Raw genomic sequence first — 18,397 nt, 5'->3', positions numbered from 1 at the left:
CCTCTTCAGACCGTCTTCTCAGGTTCCGTGCCTAGCGTCCTGACGCATGAGTCTCATGCGTAGCTTGAACCGGGCCCTCACCGTCACCACCGGCCTCCAGGTGCGGCGGGCTCCCCGGGCGGCGAAGCCGAAGGCCGCGGCCGCCCCGGAACCCGCGGAGCGGGCCGCGGCCCTGTACCGGTGTCCGTCGGCCGAGGAGCTGCCGACCGACCGGTTGCTGCGGCAGCCGGTCTTCATCATCTCCTCGATCAGGTCCGGTTCGACACTGCTGCGCATGATGCTGGGCGCCCACTCGCGGCTGCACACCCTGCACGAGCTGCACCTCGGCCGGATGGACGTCACCTGCAACAACTGGCACTCCGAGCGGGCCATGGGCGCGCTCGGGCTGAAGCGCGGCGACCTGGAGCACCTGCTGTGGGACCGTGTCATGCACCGGGAACTGGTGAAGTCCGGCAAGGACTTCATCGTCGAGAAGACGCCGGCCAACGCCTTCATGTACCAGCGGATCAGGGACTGCTGGCCCGACGCGCGGTTCGTGCTGCTGCTGCGCCACCCGGAGTCGATCGCCCGCTCCTGGCACGAGAGCGACCCCGTCAAGCGGCCGTACGACAAGGCCGTCACCGACGTGCTGCGGTACATGACGGCCGTCGAGAAGGTCCGCACGGCCGCGACCGGGGCGTGCACCGTGCGCTACGAGGACATCACCGCCGACCCGGGGCGGGAGATGCGCCGGCTGTGTGCGTACCTCGGCGTCGAGTACGAGCCGGCCATGCTCGACTACGGCAAGAAGAGCGGGGCCGACCTGGTCAGAGGGCTCGGCGACTGGCGGGACAACATCCGCACCGGCACGGTGCAGCCCGGGCGCGCGCTGCCGGCGGACGACGAGATCGCCGAGCCGCTGCGTCCGATGTGCGAGGCGTGGGGCTACACCGGCATCTGAGGGGCCGTCAGCCGCTCGGCGAGAGCCGGGGCTTGGGCGCGTCGGTGCGTCCGGTGCGCGGCGGCCGGCTGCCCGCCCGGTAGGGGGCCGGCCAGGCGGTGCCCGGACCGTCGTAGCCCTGCTCGGCCGCCGCGTGCAGCGTCCAGTGCGGGTCGTACAGGTGGGGGCGGGCCAGGGCGCACAGGTCGGCGCGTCCGGCCAGGATCAGTGAGTTGACGTCCTCCCAGGAGGAGATCGCGCCGACGGCGATCACCGGGACCTGCGCCTCGTGCCGGATCCGGTCCGCGAACGGCGTCTGGTACGACCGCCCGAACTCCGGCCGCTCGCCGTCGACGACCTGCCCCGTGGAGACGTCGATCGCGTCGGCGCCGTGCGCGGCGAAGGCGCGGGCGATCTCCACCGCGTCCTCGGCGCTCGTCCCGCCCTCGGCCCAGTCGGTGGCGGAGATGCGCACCGTCATCGGCCGCTCCTCGGGCCACACGTCCCGCACGGCGTCGAAGACCTCCAGCGGGAAGCGGAGCCGCTTCTCCAGGGAGCCGCCGTAGGCGTCGGTGCGGTGGTTGGTGAGCGGGGACAGGAAGCCGGAGAGCAGGTACCCGTGGGCACAGTGCAGTTCCAGCAGGTCGAAACCGGCCCGGGCGGCCCGCCGGGCGGCGGACGCGAACTGCTCGCGGATGTCGGTGAGCTCGGCGCGCGAGAGCTCCCGCGGGATCTGGCCGTGCGGCTTGTACGGCAGCGGGGAGGCGGCCACCAGCGGCCAGTTGCCGTCCGGCAGGGGCTCGTCCATGCCCTCCCACATCAGCCTGGTGGAGCCCTTGCGCCCGCTGTGGCCGAGTTGCACGCCGATCGCGGTGCCGGGTGAGTGCTCGTGCACGAAGCCGGTGATCCGGCGCCAGGCGTCCGCCTGCCGGCCGGTGTACAGCCCGGCGCAGCCGGGGGTGATGCGGCCCTGCTCGCTGACGCACACCATCTCGGTCATCACCAGCCCGGCGCCGCCGAGGGCCCTGGCCCCGAGGTGGACCAGGTGGAAGTCGCCGGGGACGCCGTCGGTGGCGGAGTACATGTCCATCGGGGAGACGACGACCCGGTTGCGCAGGGTCAGGCCGCGCAGCCGGAACGGGGTGAACATCGGGGGCGTGCCGGGCGGGCAGCCGAACTCGCGTTCGACGGACTCGGTGAAGCGGGCGTCGCGCAGCCGCAGGTTGCCGTGGGTGACGCGGCGGCTGCGGGTGAGGAGGTCGAAGGCGAACTGGCGGGGCGGCCGGCCGAGGTACCGGGGCAGGTCCTCGAACCACTCCAGGCTGGCGCGGGCCGCGCGCTGGGTGGAGGCGACGACGGGGCGCCGCTCCTCCTCGTAGGCGGTCAGGGCCTCCTCGACCGAGGGGCGCTCCTCCAGGCAGGCGGCGAGCGCGACCGCGTCCTCGACGGCGAGCTTGGTGCCGGAGCCGATGGAGAAGTGCGCGGTGTGGGCGGCGTCGCCGAGGAGGACGACGTTGCCGTGCGACCAGCGTTCGTTGACCACCGTGCGGAAGGTGGTCCACGCGGACCTGTTGGAGCGCAGCGGCCGGCCGCCGAGGGCGTCGGCGAAGATCTTGGCGCAGCGCTCGACCGACTCCTGCTCGTCCGCCCCGTCGAATCCGGCCGCCCGCCAGACCTCCTCGCGCATCTCGACGATGACGGTGGACGCGTCGGCCGCGTAGGGGTAGCCGTGCAGTTGCATCACGCCGTGCTCGGTCTCGGCGATCTCGAAGCGGAAGGCGTCGAAGGCGAAGTCGGCGGCCAGCCAGATGTACCGGCAGCGGTGGCCGGTGATCCGGGGCCGGAACACGTCGGCGTAGGCGTCGCGGGTGGTGCTGTGCACGCCGTCGGCGGCGACGACGAGATCGTGGGTCTCCGCGAGCCGGGCGGGGTCCGGGGCCTCGGTGCGAAAGCGCAGGCGGACACCGAGGGAGCGGCAGCGCTCGTGCAGGATCTGCAGGAGCCGGCGGCGGCCGAGGGCGGCGAAGCCGTGCCCTCCGGAGGTGTGGCGGGTCCCTCGGTGGACGATGTCGATGTCGTCCCAGCGGACGAAGTGCTGCCGGAGGGCTTCGTAGACGACCGGGTCGGCGTGTTCGATGCCGCCGAGGGTTTCGTCGGAGAGGACGACGCCGAAGCCGAAGGTGTCGTCGGGGGCGTTGCGTTCCCAGACGGTGATCTCTCGGGCTGGGTCGAGGCGTTTGAGGAGGGCGGCGGTGTAGAGGCCGCCGGGGCCTCCGCCGACGATCGCTGCGCGTAGGGGGTGGCCGGTTCTGTCCTGCGGCTGCGGGCGCGTCGTGGTCGCTCGCGCCCCGCGGCGGAGCCGCACATCGACACGGCCCCGCGCCCCTTCGGTCGGCATGCTCACCGTCCCTGCCATTTCGGAGGGCGCTTCTCCGTGAAGGCAGCGTGGAACTCGGCGTAGTCCTCGCTATTCATGAGCAGGGCCTGGGTCGAGGCGTCCAGCTCCACGGCGGCGGCCAGCGGCATGTCCAGCTCCGCCGTCAGGAGGGCCTTGGTCTGGGCGTGTGCCAGTGCCGGGCCGTCGGCCAGGCGGCGGGCGAGTGCCCGGGCGGCCTCGTCGGCGCGGCCCTCGTCGGTCAGCTCGCTGATCAGGCCGATCCGCTCGGCCTCGGGCGCCCGCACCGGCTCGCCGAGCATCAGCAGCCGGGTGGCGTGGCCGAGGCCGACGACCCGGGGCAGCAGGTAGGCGGCGCCCATGTCGCCGCCGGACAGGCCGACCCGGGTGAACAGGAAGGCGAAGCGGGCGGAGGGGTCGGCGACCCGGAAGTCGGCGGCCAGCGCGAGGACCGCCCCGGCGCCCGCCGCGACGCCGTGGATCGCGGCGATCACCGGGAAGGGGCACTCCCGCACGGCCCGCACGACCTGTCCGGTCATCCGGTTGAAGTCCAGCAGCTGGGCGGTGTCCATGGACAGGGTCGCGCCGATGATCTCCTCGACGTCGCCGCCGGAGCAGAAGCCGCGCCCCTCGCCGGCCAGCACCAGGGCCCGTACGGACCGTTCCCGGGACAGCTCGGCGAGCAGGTCGCGCAGGTCGGCGTAGGCGCCGAAGGTCAGCGCGTTGAGCCTGTCGGGGCGGGCGAGGGTGACGGTGGCGACGCCGTCGGCGAGGTCGACGCGCAGGTGCCGCCAGTCGGGGGTGCGGGCGGCGGAGCCGGTGAAGGGACTCATGACGGGCGGCCTCCCGGGGCTCACTGAGCGCTGCCTCTCGAAGGTATCACCAGTCTGTGACTGTCGTCACGAGTACGCGATAGCGGGCCGTGCCGCGGGAAGTACCGGACGATCGGCTTCCGTGACATCCGTCACCGGATCCCGATGAGGCCGTAACGGCGGGAGAAAGGATGCAAGGGCAGCCGTTCACCCGGGTAGGCCACCTGAGTGGCGGGGCCGAAGGTCCCGCGCGGTGCCCGTCGAAGGGCTCTGCCGGGCGGCGCCGTACCATTCATAAAGTTGAAAGCAGGACAGGACAGCCCTGCTCCACGAACGGACAAGCCGTGCACGATCGCTCACAAGCCCCCGCTTCCTGGCGCATCGCACTGCCGCACACCGCCGCGGCCGTGCCGGTGGCCCGTGCCCTGGTCCGTACGGCGCTGGCCGAGCTGGAGCACGCGGCCGACTGCGACACCGCGGAGCTCCTGACGGCGGAACTGGTCGCCAACGCCGTCGAGCACACCTCCGGCGACGCCCCGATAGAGCTGGTGGTGGAGGTGCGGCCGACCGGCTGCCAGGTCGAGGTGCACGATCCGGACCCGGCGCCGCCCGGGGATCTGACCCGTCCGACGCGCACCGAGCCCGACCTCTGGCAGGAGGGAGGGCGCGGCCTGCTGCTGATCCGCGCCCTGAGCTCGTCCTGCGGTCACCGCCCCACCGGCTCCGGCAAGGCGGTCTGGTTCAGACTGCCTGCGGTACCCGCTCAGCGGCGTCCGGCGTGACGCCGGTCCGGGCCAGCCGGGAGTTCCGGCGCCCGTAGGCCAGGTACACCAGCAGCCCCACCGCCAGGAACACCGCGAACTGGATCCAGGTCGCCCGGCCGGTCTCGTACATCAGGTAGAGGCAGAAGCCGACGCCCAGCAGGGGGGTCACCGGGTACAGGGGCACCCGGAAGGTGCGGGCGAGGCCCGGCTCGCGGCGGCGCAGCGCGATCACCGCGATGTTGACGGCGGCCATGGTGGCCAGCGTGCCGATGGTGCACAGGTTGACCACGGCGTCCAGCGACGCGAAGGCCGCCGGGAGCGCGAAGACGACGCCCACGATCAGCGTGCCGGCGACGGGCGTGGCCGTCCGCGGCGAGACCTTCTCGAACACGCGTGGGACGAGGCCGTCGCGGGACATGGACAGCAGGATCCGGGTCTGGCCGTACATCACGGCGAGGACCACCGAGGCGATCGCGACGACCGCGCCGAAGGCGACGACGGCGCCGCCGACCGTGGAGCCGGTCACCTCGTTGACCACGTACGACAGCGCGGCGGGCCGCTCGCCGACCTCGTCGCCGCCGAGCGCGCCGATCGCGGCCAGGGCGACCGCGCAGTACAGCAGGGTGACCAGGCCGATGCAGACCAGGATGGCGACCGGGATGTCGCGGCGCGGGTTCTTGGCCTCCTCGCCGGCCGTGGTGATCGCGTCGAAGCCGATGTACGAGAAGAAGGCGGCCGTGGTGCCGGCGCCGATGCCACCGAGGCCCGCCGGGGAGAACGGGCTCAGGTTCCCGTCCTTGAAGGCGGTGAAGCCGATGGCGCAGAAGGCGACGAGGACGGCCAGCTTGAGGACGGCCATCGCGGCGGTGGCCCGGGCGCTCTCCCGCACCCCGCGCACCAGCAGGACGCAGGCCAGGGCGATGACGATCACCGCGGGCAGGTTGACCACTCCCCCGTCGCCGGGTCCGGCGGAGAGCGCGTGCGGCAGCTGGAGGCCGAACACGCCGTCCAGGAGCTCGTTGACGTACTGGCTCCAGCCGACGGCGACCGCGGAGACCGACACGCCGTACTCCAGCAGCAGGCACCAGCCGACCAGGAAGGCGGTGGTCTCGCCGAGTCCGGCGTAGGCGAAGGAGTACGACGATCCGGAGACCGGGATGGCCCCGCCCAGCTCGGCGAAGGCGAACGCGGTGAAGACGCAGGTGATGGCGGCCAGGACGAAGGAGACGACGACGGCCGGGCCGGCCTCGGCGACCGAGTCGGACAGACCGACGAAGATGCCGGTGCCGACGATCGCGCCGACGCCGAAGCAGACGAGCTGGAACAGCCCCATGGTGCGCTTCAGGCCGTGGCCTTCGCGGTCCGCGCCGGATTCGGCGACGAGGAGGTGGGGGGACTTGATGCGGGAAGCGGGCATTGCGGGTGGTGCTCGTTTCTGGTGGTGCGGGGGGCGCGACGGTGGTCGCGGCCGACGGCACCGGAAGGGGTGGCTCCGGTGCCGCCGGTCAGGATAACGGTCCTGGTCAGGCCAGTGTGGCGACGAGCACGGCCTTGATGGTGTGCAGACGGTTCTCCGCCTCGTCGAAGACCACGGAGTGCCCGGACTCGAAGACCTCGTCCGTGACCTCCAGGGAGGTGAGGCCGTGACTGTCGAAGATCTGCCGGCCGACCCCGGTGCCCAGGTCGTGGAAGGCGGGCAGGCAGTGCATGAACTTGACGTCGGGGTTGCCGGTGGCCCGCAGGACGTCCATGGTCACCGCGTACGGGGCGAGGGCGGTGATCCGCTCGTCCCAGACCTCCTTGGGCTCGCCCATGGAGACCCAGACGTCGGTGACGACGAAGTCGGCGCCGCGCACGCCCTCCTCCAGGGTCTCGGTGAGCGTGATGCGCGCCCCGCTCCCCCGCGCGAGCTCCCGGGCCCGGTCGATGATCTCCTGGGCCGGCCAGTAGGACTTCGGGGCGACGATGCGCACGTCCATGCCGAGCAGGGCGCCGGTGACCAGGTAGGAGTTGCCCATGTTGAAGCGGGCGTCGCCGAGGTAGGCGAAGGTGATCTCGTGCAGGGGCTTGGTGCTGTGCTCGGTCATCGTGAGCACGTCGGCGAGCATCTGGGTGGGGTGCCAGTCGTCGGTCAGGCCGTTGTAGACGGGCACGCCGGCGAAGGCCGCCAGCTCCTCGACCTTCTGCTGGCTGTCGCCGCGGTACTCGATCCCGTCGAACATGCGCCCGAGCACGCGCGCGGTGTCCTTCACGGACTCCTTGTGGCCGATCTGCGAGCCGGCCGGGTCGAGGTAGGTCGTCGAGGCGCCCTGGTCGGCGGCGGCGACCTCGAACGCGCAGCGGGTGCGCGTCGATGTCTTCTCGAAGATCAGCGCGATGTTCTTCCCCCGCAGGTACCGCGTCTCCGTCCCGGCCTTCTTGGCGGCCTTCAGCTCCGCGGCCAGCTCGACCAGCCCGCGGAACTCCTCCGCGGTGAAGTCGAGCTCCTTGAGGAAGTGGCGGCCGGCGAGGGCGGTCGGGACTGTCGCCATGGGGCGCTCCAGGGATCTGCGGGTACGGGACACATGAACTCTGGAACAGTATACGGAAAGATGAATTCTTATACGGCCTGGCGTTCCACCGGACAGCTCATGCAGCGCGGCCCGCCCCTGCCCCGGCCCAGCTCGCTGCCCGGGATCTCGATCACCTCGATGCCCTGTTTGCGCAGGTGGGTGTTGGTGGTGGAGTTGCGTTCGTAGGCGACGACGACGCCCGGCTCCACGGCCAGCACGTTGCAGCCGTCGTCCCACTGCTCGCGCTCGGCCGCGTGGACGTCCTGGGTCGCGGTCAGGACGCGGATCTCGCTGAGGCCGAGCGCGGCGGCGATCGCGCGGTGCATGTGCTCCGGCGGGTGGTCGGTGACCTTCAGCTCCTTGTCGGCCACGCCCGGCTCGATGGTGTACGAGCGGAGCATGCCGAGTCCGGCGTACTGGGTGAAGGTGTCGCCGTCGACCATCGTCATCACGGTGTCGAGGTGCATGAAGGCCCGCCGCTTGGGCATGTCGAGGGCCACGATCGTGCGGGCGGAGCCGGCGGCGAACAGCTTGTGCGCGAGCATCTCCACGGCCTGGGGGGTGGTCCGCTCGCTCATGCCGATGAGGACCGCGCCGTTGCCGATGACGAGCACGTCCCCGCCCTCGATGGTGGAGGGGTAGTCGGCCTGGCCCTCGGACCAGAGGTGGAACGTCTCGTCGCGGAACAGCGGATGGTGCTGGTAGATCGCCTCGAAGTGGACGGTCTCGCGCTGCCGGGCGGGCCACCTCATGGCGTTGATGGACACGCCGTCGTAGATCCAGGCGGAGGTGTCCCGGGTGAAGAGGTGGTTGGGCAGCGGGCCGAGCAGGAAGTCGTCCAGCTCCATGGCGTGGAACCGCACGGAGATGGGCTCGGGGTGCGCTTCCAGGAACTCCCGCTTGGTCATGCCGCCGACCAGGGCCTCGGCGAGGTCGCGGGCGGGCAGGGTCTCGAAGGCGGCCCGGAGGTGGTCCGTGGCCAGCACTCCGTACTCCTTCTCGTCGAAGACCCGGTCCAGGACGAGCCGTCTGGCCTCCGGGAGGTCCAGGGTCTCGGTGAGCAGGTCGCCGAAGAGGTGCACGGCGACCCCGCGGTCGCGCAGCACGTCGGCGAACCCGTCGTGCTCGGCGCGCGCCCGGCGCACCCACAGCACGTCGTCGAAGAGAAGGGCGTCCTTGTTGCTGGGGGTGAGCCTTTTGAGCTCGAGATCCGGCCGGTGCAGGATCACGCGGGTGAGCGTCCCGGCCTCGGAGTCGACGTGGAATCCCATGCCTCCATCCTGACCATCCGGGGGGCTGTTCACCCCCTGTTTGCGCGGACGCGTGTGCGCCGGGGCGGCACCTGGCAGGGCGGGCCCCGCCCGGTCTTCGAGCACCGGGTGAACTACCGCAGCGCCATGATCTTCGGCACCGCGGCGGACTGAGCGCGCCGGCACTGCGGGTTCGGCACACGCGGTCGCACGGGACGGGTGGACCGGCCGCGCAGCGCCCCTCGGGCGCAGAGGGGCCCGTGTGCGCACAGTCGCGGCAGCCGACGCGGACGGCCGGCCCCGTGTGCTCCCCGTGCTCCGGCGAAGGCTCGCCTGCGACCTCCGACGCGGCGGTGAACGGCTCTCATCCTGGGCAGGTCGGCACCGATCGGCGGACGACGGCGAGCCAACTGCGGGGAGACGGCCTTGAGCGCTGACGCGATGATCACGCACTTCGTGGGTGCCTCCGCGCTGATCCTGGTGGCCGCCCACGCGGGCGGGTGGCTGGCCCGGCGGCTGAAACAGCCGTACATCGTGGGCCAGCTGTCGGCGGGCATCGCCCTCGGCCCGTCCCTGCTCGGCAGTACGGCCCCGGATGCGTACGCGGCGCTGTTCCCGGCGCAGATCGGTCCGGCCCTGACCGGGTTCGCGCAGTTCGCGCTGGTGGTGTTCCTGTTCGCGGTCGGCTACGAGCTGGATCTGAAGGTCCTGGGCGACCGGGCGCGCACCTCGCTGACGGTGGCGCTGGCGTCGTTCGTGGTGCCGATGGCCGTGGGCTCCGGCGGTGCGCTGCTGTTCCGGGACCAGCTGCACGAGCTGGGCATGCCGCGGGACCTCTCGCCCGCGATGGTGGTGTTCGCCGGCATCGCCCTGACGATAACGGCGGTGCCCGTGCTGACGGCCATCGTGCGGGAGAACGGACTGTCCCGCACGGTGCCGGGTGTGGTGGCGGTCTCCGCGGCCGGGGTGCTGGACGCGGTCTGCTGGACGGTGCTGGCCGCGGCGCTGATGGAGAACGGTACGGCCGAGGCGGCGCTCGGCTGGCCGTGGCGGGTGGCCATCGCCGTCGGCTTCGTCACGGCGATGGTGCTCGCGGCCCGGCCGGTGCTGCGCCGGCTGCTCTGGCGGACGCGGCTGGATCCCTCGCTGCGGCTGGCGCTCCTCATCGGCTTCGCCCTGGGGTCGGCCTGGGTCACCCACTCCCTCGGACTGCATGTGATCTTCGGGGCGCTGCTCGCCGGGGTGGTGGTGCCGCGTGAGGAGGGCGGCACGCTCGACCCGGATCTGCTGCGGCCGCTGCACGAGGTCAGTTCGCTGCTGCTGCCGTTCTTCTTCGTGGTCTCGGGGCAGTCCGTGGCCCTGCACAGCATGGACGGCACGGGCTGGGCCGTGCTGCTGGTGGTGACGGTGCTGGCGGTCATCACGAAGACCGGCAGCGGGACGCTCGCCGCCCGGCTGGGCGGACTGGACCGGCACGACGCGCGGATCGTCGGCGTCCTGCTCAGCGCCCGCGGCCTGACCGAGCTCATCGCCCTCAACGCGGGGCTCCAGGCGGGCCTGCTGAGCGCTCCCCTCTACACGGTCCTGGTCTTCATGGCCCTGGCCACCACGCTCCTCACCCAGCCCCTCCTGCTCCTGACCCGCCACCTGGCCGCACGCGACCGCCCCACGACACCGGCCCACGACGGTGCCGCCCTGCCCCGTCCCCAGGACGGCACGACGAGGGCCCCGGTGGGGGACGCGCCCGACCCGACCGGCCGCTGACACACCGCCGCGCTGCCGGAAGCCCGGCGGGCTGGGAAACCCGCCGGCCCCGGACAGCGACGGCGGTCCGCCGGCCACCGCCACCGAGACCGCTCCGCCGCCCGAAGCGACCGGCAGCCCGAGCCGGCCACCGAAGGCGGGCGCTCACGTGGCGTGCCACGACCGGCACGCCGGCGTGGTGCCGGAGGCCCGCCGCCCCCGGCGGTGACCAGCGTCGGGGGCCGGGGGGTGGGGCGGCTGCGGGTGGTCAGAGTCGGGGGTCCACCGGCTCCGACTCCAGGGCCAGTACTCCGAAGACCGCCTCGTGCACCCGCCACAGCGGCTCGCCGTCCGCCAGCCGGTCCAGGGCCTCCAGGCCGAGGGCGTACTCGCGGATCGCCAGGGACCGCTTGTGGTTCAGGAACCGCTGCCGCAGCCGGGCGAGGTTGTCGGGGCGGGTGTACTCGGGGCCGTAGATGATCCGCAGGTACTCGCGGCCCCGGCACTTGATGCCGGGCTGCACCAGGCGGCCCTTGGCATCGCGCACCAGCGCGCCGGCCGGCTTGACGACCATGCCCTCGCCGCCGCGGCCGGTCATCTCCAGCCACCAGTCGATCCCGGCGCGGACCGACTCGGGGTCGCCGGTGTCGACGTACAGCCGCCGGGTGGTCTGCAGCAGGCCGCCGGCGTCGTGCTCGACGAGCCGGTCGATCAGGGCGAGCTGCTCGTCGTGCGGCAGGGCAGCGAGACTGCGGCCCTGGACGGCCAGGATCTGGAAGGGCGCCAGGCGGACGCCGTCCAGGCCCTCGGTCGTCCAGCAGTAGCGCCGGTAGGCGTCCGTGAACGCGGCGGCGTCGGCGGCCCGTCCGCGCTGCCGGGCCAGCAGCTCGGTGACGTCGACGCCCCGGGCCGCGGCACCCTCCAGTGCGGCCAGCGCACCGGGGAACACCGCGCCGGAGGCGGCGCCCACGGCGGCGTACTGCGAGCGCAGCAGCCCGCCGGCCTTCAGCGACCACGGCATCAGCTCGGCGTCGAGCAGCATCCAGTCGGTGGACAGCTCGTCCCACAGGCCCGCCTCGCCGATCGCGGTGCGCAGCCGGCCGAGGATCTCCTCGGTGACCGACTCGTCGTCCAGGAACGGGCGGCCGGTACGGGTGTACAGGGAGCCGGTGGGGCCGTCCACCCCGAAGCGGGCACGGGCCGCCCCGGTGTCGCGGCACACCAGGGCCACCGCCCGCGAGCCCATGTGCTTCTCCTCGCACACGACCCGGGCGACGCCGTCCGCCGCGTACTGGGCGAACGCCTCCTTCGGGTGCTCCAGGTAGCCGTCCACGCCGGAGGTGGCGGTCGGCGCCATGGTCGGCGGGAGGTACGGCAGCAGCCGGGGGTCGGTCGCGAAGCGGCTCATGACCTCCAGCGCGGCCGCCGCGTTCTCCTCCCGGACGGTGATCCGGCCGGCGTGCCGGGTCTCCACCACCCGGCGGCCGTGCACGTCCGCCAGGTCCAGCGGGCGGCCGTCGTGCCCGCCCGGCGCCTCGGTGCGCAGCGGCTTCGCCGGCTCGTACCAGACCCGTTCGGCGGGTACGTCCACCAGCTCGCGCTCCGGCCAGCGCAGCGCGGTGAGCTTGCCGCCGAAGACGGCGCCGGTGTCCAGGCAGATGGTGTTGTTGAGCCAGGTCGCCTCCGGGACGGGGGTGTGTCCGTAGACGACGGCCGCGCGGCCCCGGTAGTCCTCGGCCCACGGGTAGCGCACCGGCAGCCCGAACTCGTCCGTCTCGCCGGTGGTGTCGCCGTACAGGGCGTGGCTGCGGATCCGGCCGGAGGTGCGGCCGTGGTACCGCTCCGGCAGACCGGCGTGGCAGACCACGAGCCGGCCGCCGTCGAGGACGTAGTGGCTGACGAGTGAGTCGATGAACTCCCGTACCTCGGCCCGGAACTCCTCGCTCTCGCCCTCCATCTGCTCGATGGTCTCGGCGAGGCCGTGGGTGTGCTGGACCTTGCGGCCGCGCAGGTGGCGGCCGTACTTGTTCTCGTGGTTGCCGGGCACGCACAGCGCGTTGCCCGACTTGACCATCGCCATCACGCGGCGCAGCACGCCGGGGCTGTCCGGGCCGCGGTCGACCAGGTCGCCGACGAACACGGCGGTGCGGCCCTCGGGGTGCACGCCGTCGGCGTAGCCCAGCTTGCCGAGCAGAGCCTCCAGTTCGGACGCGCAGCCATGGACGTCGCCGATGATGTCGAAGGGGCCGGTGAGGTGCGTCAGGTCGTTGAACCGCTTCTCCGTGACGACGGTGGCGTGTTCGACCTCCTCCGCTCCGCGCAGGACGTGCACCTTGCGGAAGCCCTCGCGCTCCAGGTGGCGCAGGGAGCGCCGCAGTTCGCGGATGTGGCGCTGGATGACCCGGCGTGGCATGTCGGCCCGGTCGGTGCGGGCGGCGTTGCGCTCGGCGCACACCTCCTCGGGGACGTCGAGGACGATGGCGATCGGCAGGACGTCGTGCTTCCTGGCCAGTTCGATCAGCTGCCGGCGCGCCTCGGGCTGCACGCTGGTGGCGTCCACGACGGTGCGCCGGCCGGCGGCGAGCCGCTTGCCCGCTATGTAGTGCAGGACGTCGAAGGCGTCCCGGCTCGCGCTCTGGTCGTTCTCGTCGTCGGCGACCAGTCCCCGGCAGAAGTCGGAGGAGATGACCTCGGTGGGCTTGAAGTGCCGCCGGGCGAAGGTGGACTTGCCGGAGCCGGAGGCGCCGATCAGCACGACGAGGGAGAGGTCGGTGACGGGCAGGGCGCGGGCCCCGACACCGGTGCCGGTGGTGGTCATGCGGCCTTCGCCTCCTTCTCGCCGGCGGTCTTCAGGGTGAACACGGCCATCTGGGTGGGCGGCCCCACCTGGGGGTCGTCGGGGCCGACGGGGCGGAACTCGACGCCGTAGCCGTGCCGTCCGGCGGCCGCCTCCGCCCAGGTGCGGAACTCCTCGCGGGTCCACTCGAAGCGGTGGTCGCGGTGGCGGACGTGGCCGGCCGGGAGGCTCTCCCAGCGCACGTTGTACTCCACGTTGGGCGTGGTCACGACGACGGTGCGGGGGCGGGCGGCGCCGAACACCGCGTACTCGAGGGCGGGCAGCCGGGGCAGGTCGATGTGCTCGATCACCTCGCTGAGCACCGCCGCGTCGTAGCCCTTGAGGCGGTTGTCGGTGTAGGCGAGGGAGCCCTGGAAGAGGCTGACGCGAGCGGCCTGCCGCTCGGCCATGCGGTCCAGCCTCAGCCGCCGGGCGGCGATGGTGAGCGCGCGCACCGACACGTCCACGCCGGCGATCTCGGTGAACCGCGGCTCCTTGAGCATCTCGCGCACCAGGTGTCCCTCACCGCAGCCGAGGTCGAGGACGCGGGCGGCGGCGGACTCCCGGAGCGCGGCGAGGATCGCCTCGCGCCGCTGCACGGCGAGCGGGGCCGGCCTCTCCTCGGTCTCGGGCGCGGTCTCCGCCGCGACGGCGTTGTCGATCTCCTCGACCTCGCTGTCGTCGCTCTCGGCGAGGCGCACCAGTTCCAGCCGCTCCATCGCCTGGCGCGTCAGCGACCAGCGGCGGGACAGATAGCGGTTTGTGATCAACTTGGCCTCGGGGTGGTGGTGGAGCCAGGCCCCGCCGGCCCGCATCAGCTTCTCGACCTCGTCGGCGGAGACCCAGTAGTGCTTGGCGTCGTCCAGCACGGGCAGCAGCACGTACAGGTGGCGCAGCGCGTCGGACAGGGTGAGGGTGTCCGCTTCCAGTATCAGCCGCACGTACCGGGACTCGCCCCACTCGGGGAACTCGGTGTCCAGCGGGACGGCGCCCGCGGTGACGGTCCAGCCGAGCGGTTCGAAGAGCCGGCGCACGAGGTCCGGGCCGCCGCGGGCGGGCAGTGCGGGCACCTCGACGCGCAGCGGCAGCGGTTCGGCGGCCCGCTCGGGCCTGGCCTTGCACACGCCGCGCATCGCGCTGGAGAAGACGTTGCCGAGCGCGACGGCCAGCAGGGAGGAGGCGGCGTAGGGGCGGTCGTTGACGTAACTCGCGAGGGCCGCGTCGGGCGCGCCGCCCCGGCCCTTGCCCTTGCCGCGCCGGACCAGGGCCACCGCGTCGACCTCCAGCAGCAGCGCCGCGGTGCAGCGCTGCTCCTCCGCCTCGGGGTAGAGCACGTGGGCCGTGCCGAAGGAGGTGGAGAACGCCTGCGCCCGGTCGGGATGCTTGTGCAGCAGGAAGCCGAGGTCGGTCGCGGGGCGCTCGGGGGTGCCGGTGGTGGTGATGGTCAGGAACATGCGGAGGGCCTCTCCGGCTGGTGGACGGTGGGAGGGTGCCGTGCGCGCGAGAGCCCCCGGTCTGCGCCGGGGGCTCCGCGGGGCTTCGGCCGGCGTCCACACCATCGCACAGGGCGGGTGACCGGCGCCTTCGCTTATTCCGGGTGCGGCCTCAGGTGAGCTGCGACTGGACCTGGGAGGAGATCAGTTCCAGGTGGTCCAGGTCGTGCAGGTCGAGGACCTGGAGGTAGATCCGCTGCGAACCGGCCTCGGCGTAGCGGCCGATCTTGTCGACGACCTCGGCCGGGGAGCCCGCCAGGCCGTTGGTCTTCAGCTCGTCCACCTCGCGTCCGATCACGGCGGCCCGGCGGGCGACCTCGGCGTCGTCCCGGCCGACGCAGACGACGAGGGCGTTGGAGTAGGTCAGGGCACCGGCCGGGCGGCCGGCCTGCTCGGCCGCGGCCCGGACCCGGCCGAACTGGCGCTCGGTGTCCTCGATCGAGGCGAAGGGGATGTTGAACTCGTCGGCGTACTGCGCGGCGAGGCGCGGGGTGCGGGTGGCGCCGTGGCCGCCGATGAGCACGGGGACCTTCCGCTGCGCGGGCTTGGGCAGCGCGGGCGAGTCGGTCAGGTCGTAGTACTTCCCGTGGAAGTCGAAGGTCTTGCCGGCCTCCGTCGCCCACAGGCCGGTGACGATCGCGAGCTGTTCCTCCAGGCGGCCGAACTTCTCCTTCGGGAACGGGATGCCGTACGCCTTGTGCTCCTCCTCGAACCAGCCGGCGCCGAGGCCCAGCTCGACCCGGCCGCCGGACATCTGGTCGACCTGCGCGACCTGGATGGCGAGCACGCCGGGGAGGCGGAAGGTGCCGGCGGTCATCAGGGTGCCGAGCCGGATGCGCCTGGTCTCGCGGGCGAGACCGGCCAGGGTGATCCAGGCGTCGGTGGGGCCGGGGAGACCGTCCACGGAACCCATGCGGAGATAGTGGTCGGAACGGAAGAACGCGTCGAAGCCGAGATCCTCGGTGGCCTTCGCCACGCTGAGCAAGGTGTCGTAGGTGGCCCCCTGCTGGGGCTCGGTGAAGATACGGAGATCCATACCTCCATCCTGCACGCTCCGGCGGGGCGCGCTGGTCACCGGGAACCGGCGGAACCCGCGGGTCCCACGGTCTGGCCGGCCTCCCGCTGCGGTGACGCCGCGTCCCGGTCGGCCAGTTTGCGCAGCAGCTCCCGGACACGGTCCCGGGACTCGTCGGCGGCGTCGATGCCCTCCATGCACTGCCAGTACGTGCCCTCGTCGTCCGCGGCGCAGGCGACGCCGACGAGGGCGATGCCGATCTCGCCGAGCAGCGTGCCGAGGCTCATCAGGGCCTGGCGGGCGTCGCCCAGTTCGGTGAGCTGGGCGGCGCGCAGCTCACCGGGGGCCAGATCGGGTGTGTGCAGCACCCCGCAGCCGCGGCCCGCCAGCTCGGTCAACCCGATGGCCTCGCCGCGCAGTTCGGGCGGCCCGGAGACCGCCAGACGGCTGCCTATGGCCTGTGCCAGGGCCTGCGCCTGCCACACCTCGGTGAGGATCTGCGGCGCCTCGCCGGCGGCGGCGAGGGCACGCCCGCTTCTCACGATCAGCCGCACCGCGTCCATGGCTGTCCCCGTCCGTCCGACGCACCCTCGGCACGTCCGCCCGCTCGACACTGTCCACTACCCAGAGTGAAGGCGCTTGGGGCGAAAAGCTAGAGGAAGGCGGAAATCTGGGGACAACAAATCGATTACTGGCGGGATTTCGACTGCGGAGAGTAATAACGGAGCAGGTGACTCCTCGCAGTTCGACGTACGTCCCCCTCGGCGTCACCCCGGCGTTGCGTCGCCCCGCCCTCCCGGTGCCGGGAACCTCAGCTCGTTCCGCTCGATCTTCGCCGCCAGCGCGGCCAGCGGGTCGACGCCGAGCACTTCGCACAGCTGGAGCAGGTACGCCAGGACGTCGGCGACCTCGTCCCGGACGCGGTGTGCGGTGCCGGGGTCGGCCATGACGCGCTCGGACTGCTCGGGCGTCAACCACTGGAAGATCTCGACGAGTTCGGAGGCCTCCACGCTGAGCGCGGCGACGAGGTTCTTCGGGGTGTGGTACGGCTGCCAGTTCCGCGCGGCGGCGAACTCGGCCAGTCTGCGCTGCAGGGCCGCGAGGTCCGGAGGATGATCGGTCACGGCTCCAGGTGTACCACCGTGGCGCCCTCCGTCCCCGGCACCCACGATGCCTCGCTCACCGCTCCGACGAGGCGGATGTGCCCCCGCTCGCACATCCTGACCGCCAGCCGGAGCAGTTCCTCCCGCTGACGAGGGTCCAGACCCCGGTCGAAGCCGTCCGCCAGGACGGTGAGGGTCTGCAGCGCCGCGGGCACCTCGCCGGCCGGGTCGACCTCCAGCACCCCGGGACCGGTGAACAGCACCAGGGCAAGCGCGAGGTAGCGGAGTTCCCCGTGGCCGAGCCGGGCCAGGGCGGTACGGATCCCGTCGCCCCGGTCCAGCAGCGCGCGGACCACTCCGCCCGCGGCCGGCTCGGCGAGCACGTCCGCGACCGGCCCCGCGCACCCGGCGCGCACCGCGGCGACGAACTGCGCGTGCCGGCGCCGGCACTCGGTGCGGGTGCGCCACAGCACGTCCGCGAGGTTGTCGCAGCCGCCGAGCAGCCGGCCCGAGCCGGTCGGCACGGGGTCCCGCATCCGGTCGGGCCGCGGATCGCAGGCGTAGACGGAGCGCAGGGCGACCACCATCTGCTCGGCGGCGGCGAGGACGCGGCGCTGTCCGTCCGTCTTTCCGGCGACGCGCAGCGGCAGCAGCGCGGTGCCGAGCCGGTCGTCCGGCAGCGGGGCACGGGTGACGGGCGCCGAGCCGGCCGTGTGCCAGGCGGCCTGCACGGCGCGGCGCCCGGGGTCGCGCAGGGCGGTCTCCAGCAGGACGACGCCGTCCGCCGTCAGCCGCTCCCCCACGATGCGCAGCTCGGGCTCGGCCTGCACGGCGATGTCGAGCCGCACCGGGCCCTCGGGTCCGTCGGCCGTGCAGCCGATGCGGAAGCCGCGGCGGCGCTGGGCGTCGGGCCGGGCCCGCTCGGGCACGCAGGCGACCGGGTCCGGGAACACCGTGCCGAGTGCCGCGCCGCCGCCGAGCCGGGCGAGAGCCTCGTACGCCTGGAGCGCGCTGGTCTTGCCGCAGCCGCTGGGACCGGTGAGGAGGGTGAGCGGGCCGAGGCGGACGGCGACGCCGCGGTGCGCGGCGAACGCGGACAACCGCAGCTCGGTGACGCACGGCCGGTCCGGGTGTCCCCCGTCGTGCCGGGGCGGCGGCGACGCCGGGCGGGCGGGAGGGGTGGGCGCCGTTGACGGGATGGACACGGCCATATGCGGACCGTATGGCTCCGATCCCGCGCCGAACCGTTCCGCCCGAGTGATGTTCCTACGATCGGGGGACGATCGGGGACGCTCGGGCGACCGGCCCCGCCGCACGGGGACCACGCTCCCCCTCGCGGGGCCGCAGGCGCAGGGCACGGCCGCCTCACACCGGCGCACCGCACCGGGACGACGGCGACCCGCTCGCGGGCGCGGTCCGTCAGGCGGGGCCACGGTCCCCCGCTCACCGCACCCGGGGCCGCTCGCGGACGAAGGGGCCCGGCGGCCGTCGTCCCGCGAACGTGGTGGGCCGGGG

General features: G+C 73.0%; 15 protein-coding genes. 4 read left to right on the top strand and 11 right to left on the bottom strand.

Annotated features, from left to right (window positions below):
* Positions 1 to 46: 46 nt before the first annotated feature.
* Positions 47 to 940, top strand: coding sequence for a sulfotransferase family protein (locus H0H10_RS31910; RefSeq protein WP_188184645.1), 894 nt, complete (start codon positions 47 to 49; stop codon positions 938 to 940).
* A gap of 7 nt (positions 941 to 947) precedes the next feature.
* Here H0H10_RS31910 and H0H10_RS31905 read toward each other — a convergent pair whose 3' ends face one another.
* Positions 948 to 3,335, bottom strand: a complete 2,388-nt coding sequence (locus H0H10_RS31905; protein WP_188184644.1) for a bifunctional salicylyl-CoA 5-hydroxylase/oxidoreductase — start codon at positions 3,333 to 3,335, stop codon at positions 948 to 950.
* On the bottom strand, positions 3,320 to 4,147 hold the full coding sequence (locus H0H10_RS31900) for an enoyl-CoA hydratase family protein (RefSeq protein ID WP_188184643.1): 828 nt from the start codon (positions 4,145 to 4,147) through the stop codon (positions 3,320 to 3,322). Before H0H10_RS31900 ends, H0H10_RS31905 begins: the two co-directional genes overlap by 16 nt.
* A gap of 323 nt (positions 4,148 to 4,470) precedes the next feature.
* Here H0H10_RS31900 and H0H10_RS31895 point away from each other — a divergent pair, with 323 nt between their 5' ends.
* Entirely contained in the window at positions 4,471 to 4,908 is a 438-nt protein-coding gene (locus tag H0H10_RS31895; RefSeq protein WP_309141938.1) for an ATP-binding protein, read from the top strand.
* Here H0H10_RS31895 and H0H10_RS31890 read toward each other — a convergent pair.
* The 3 genes from H0H10_RS31890 to H0H10_RS31880 all read right to left on the bottom strand — a co-directional run bounded on the left by H0H10_RS31890 (position 4,868) and on the right by H0H10_RS31880 (position 8,713).
* Complete coding sequence (locus H0H10_RS31890) at positions 4,868 to 6,307, bottom strand: amino acid permease (protein ID WP_188184641.1); 1,440 nt, start codon at positions 6,305 to 6,307, stop codon at positions 4,868 to 4,870. The genes H0H10_RS31895 and H0H10_RS31890 overlap by 41 nt on opposite strands.
* Before the next feature lie 106 nt (positions 6,308 to 6,413).
* Positions 6,414 to 7,421, bottom strand: coding sequence for an ornithine carbamoyltransferase (gene argF, locus H0H10_RS31885; RefSeq protein ID WP_188184640.1), 1,008 nt, complete (start codon positions 7,419 to 7,421; stop codon positions 6,414 to 6,416).
* 68 nt (positions 7,422 to 7,489) lie between these two features.
* Complete coding sequence (locus H0H10_RS31880) at positions 7,490 to 8,713, bottom strand: arginine deiminase (RefSeq protein ID WP_188184639.1); 1,224 nt, start codon at positions 8,711 to 8,713, stop codon at positions 7,490 to 7,492.
* On the opposite strand from H0H10_RS31880, the gene H0H10_RS31875 reads away from it, so the two are divergent.
* Complete coding sequence (locus H0H10_RS31875; protein ID WP_188184638.1) at positions 8,702 to 8,866, top strand: hypothetical protein; 165 nt, start codon at positions 8,702 to 8,704, stop codon at positions 8,864 to 8,866. The two genes, H0H10_RS31880 and H0H10_RS31875, sit on opposite strands and share 12 nt — an antisense overlap.
* A 252-nt stretch (positions 8,867 to 9,118) precedes the next feature.
* Positions 9,119 to 10,456, top strand: coding sequence for a cation:proton antiporter (locus H0H10_RS31870; protein WP_188184637.1), 1,338 nt, complete (start codon positions 9,119 to 9,121; stop codon positions 10,454 to 10,456).
* 247 nt (positions 10,457 to 10,703) lie between these two features.
* Here the strand turns inward: H0H10_RS31870 and H0H10_RS31865 are convergent, their stop codons facing one another.
* The 6 genes from H0H10_RS31865 to H0H10_RS31840 form a co-directional block, all read right to left on the bottom strand.
* Complete coding sequence (locus tag H0H10_RS31865) at positions 10,704 to 13,253, bottom strand: polynucleotide kinase-phosphatase (protein ID WP_188184636.1); 2,550 nt, start codon at positions 13,251 to 13,253, stop codon at positions 10,704 to 10,706.
* Positions 13,250 to 14,725 carry a 3' terminal RNA ribose 2'-O-methyltransferase Hen1 gene (locus H0H10_RS31860; protein ID WP_188184635.1) on the bottom strand — a complete coding sequence of 492 codons (1,476 nt, stop codon included), beginning with the start codon at positions 14,723 to 14,725 and terminating at the stop codon, positions 13,250 to 13,252. Before H0H10_RS31860 ends, H0H10_RS31865 begins: the two co-directional genes overlap by 4 nt.
* A gap of 151 nt (positions 14,726 to 14,876) precedes the next feature.
* Positions 14,877 to 15,800: an LLM class F420-dependent oxidoreductase gene (locus H0H10_RS31855; RefSeq protein WP_188184634.1), complete on the bottom strand. Its 924-nt coding sequence runs from the start codon at positions 15,798 to 15,800 to the stop codon at positions 14,877 to 14,879.
* 35 nt (positions 15,801 to 15,835) lie between these two features.
* A complete protein-coding gene (locus tag H0H10_RS31850) occupies positions 15,836 to 16,342 on the bottom strand; it encodes a DUF6099 family protein (RefSeq protein ID WP_188184633.1) in 507 nt (168 codons plus the stop codon).
* 204 nt (positions 16,343 to 16,546) lie between these two features.
* A complete protein-coding gene (locus tag H0H10_RS31845) occupies positions 16,547 to 16,903 on the bottom strand; it encodes a nucleotide pyrophosphohydrolase (protein WP_188184632.1) in 357 nt (118 codons plus the stop codon).
* Positions 16,900 to 18,093, bottom strand: coding sequence for an AAA family ATPase (locus H0H10_RS31840; protein ID WP_188184631.1), 1,194 nt, complete (start codon positions 18,091 to 18,093; stop codon positions 16,900 to 16,902). The genes H0H10_RS31845 and H0H10_RS31840 overlap by 4 nt, the downstream gene beginning before the upstream one ends.
* Positions 18,094 to 18,397: the final 304 nt, after the last annotated feature.

Origin of the sequence: Streptomyces griseicoloratus (assembly GCF_014534645.1) — a bacterium.
Classification (GTDB): Bacteria; Actinomycetota; Actinomycetes; order Streptomycetales; family Streptomycetaceae; genus Streptomyces; species Streptomyces griseicoloratus.
The sequence above is the reverse complement of the archived record's forward strand: the minus strand, read 5'-3'. Positions and strand labels throughout refer to the sequence as shown.

Bases quoted from the DNA above. Each gene is read 5' to 3' on its own strand.
- H0H10_RS31910 (WP_188184645.1), top strand. From the start codon at position 47: ATGAGTCTCATGCGTAGCTTGAACCGGGCCCTCACCGTCACCACCGGC.
- H0H10_RS31905 (WP_188184644.1), bottom strand. From the start codon at position 3,335: ATGGCAGGGACGGTGAGCATGCCGACCGAAGGGGCGCGGGGCCGTGTC.
- H0H10_RS31900 (WP_188184643.1), bottom strand. From the start codon at position 4,147: ATGAGTCCCTTCACCGGCTCCGCCGCCCGCACCCCCGACTGGCGGCAC.
- H0H10_RS31890 (WP_188184641.1), bottom strand. From the start codon at position 6,307: ATGCCCGCTTCCCGCATCAAGTCCCCCCACCTCCTCGTCGCCGAATCC.
- argF (WP_188184640.1), bottom strand. From the start codon at position 7,421: ATGGCGACAGTCCCGACCGCCCTCGCCGGCCGCCACTTCCTCAAGGAG.
- H0H10_RS31880 (WP_188184639.1), bottom strand. From the start codon at position 8,713: ATGGGATTCCACGTCGACTCCGAGGCCGGGACGCTCACCCGCGTGATC.
- H0H10_RS31865 (WP_188184636.1), bottom strand. From the start codon at position 13,253: ATGACCACCACCGGCACCGGTGTCGGGGCCCGCGCCCTGCCCGTCACC.
- H0H10_RS31860 (WP_188184635.1), bottom strand. From the start codon at position 14,725: ATGTTCCTGACCATCACCACCACCGGCACCCCCGAGCGCCCCGCGACC.
- H0H10_RS31855 (WP_188184634.1), bottom strand. From the start codon at position 15,800: ATGGATCTCCGTATCTTCACCGAGCCCCAGCAGGGGGCCACCTACGAC.
- H0H10_RS31850 (WP_188184633.1), bottom strand. From the start codon at position 16,342: ATGGACGCGGTGCGGCTGATCGTGAGAAGCGGGCGTGCCCTCGCCGCC.
- H0H10_RS31840 (WP_188184631.1), bottom strand. From the start codon at position 18,093: ATGGCCGTGTCCATCCCGTCAACGGCGCCCACCCCTCCCGCCCGCCCG.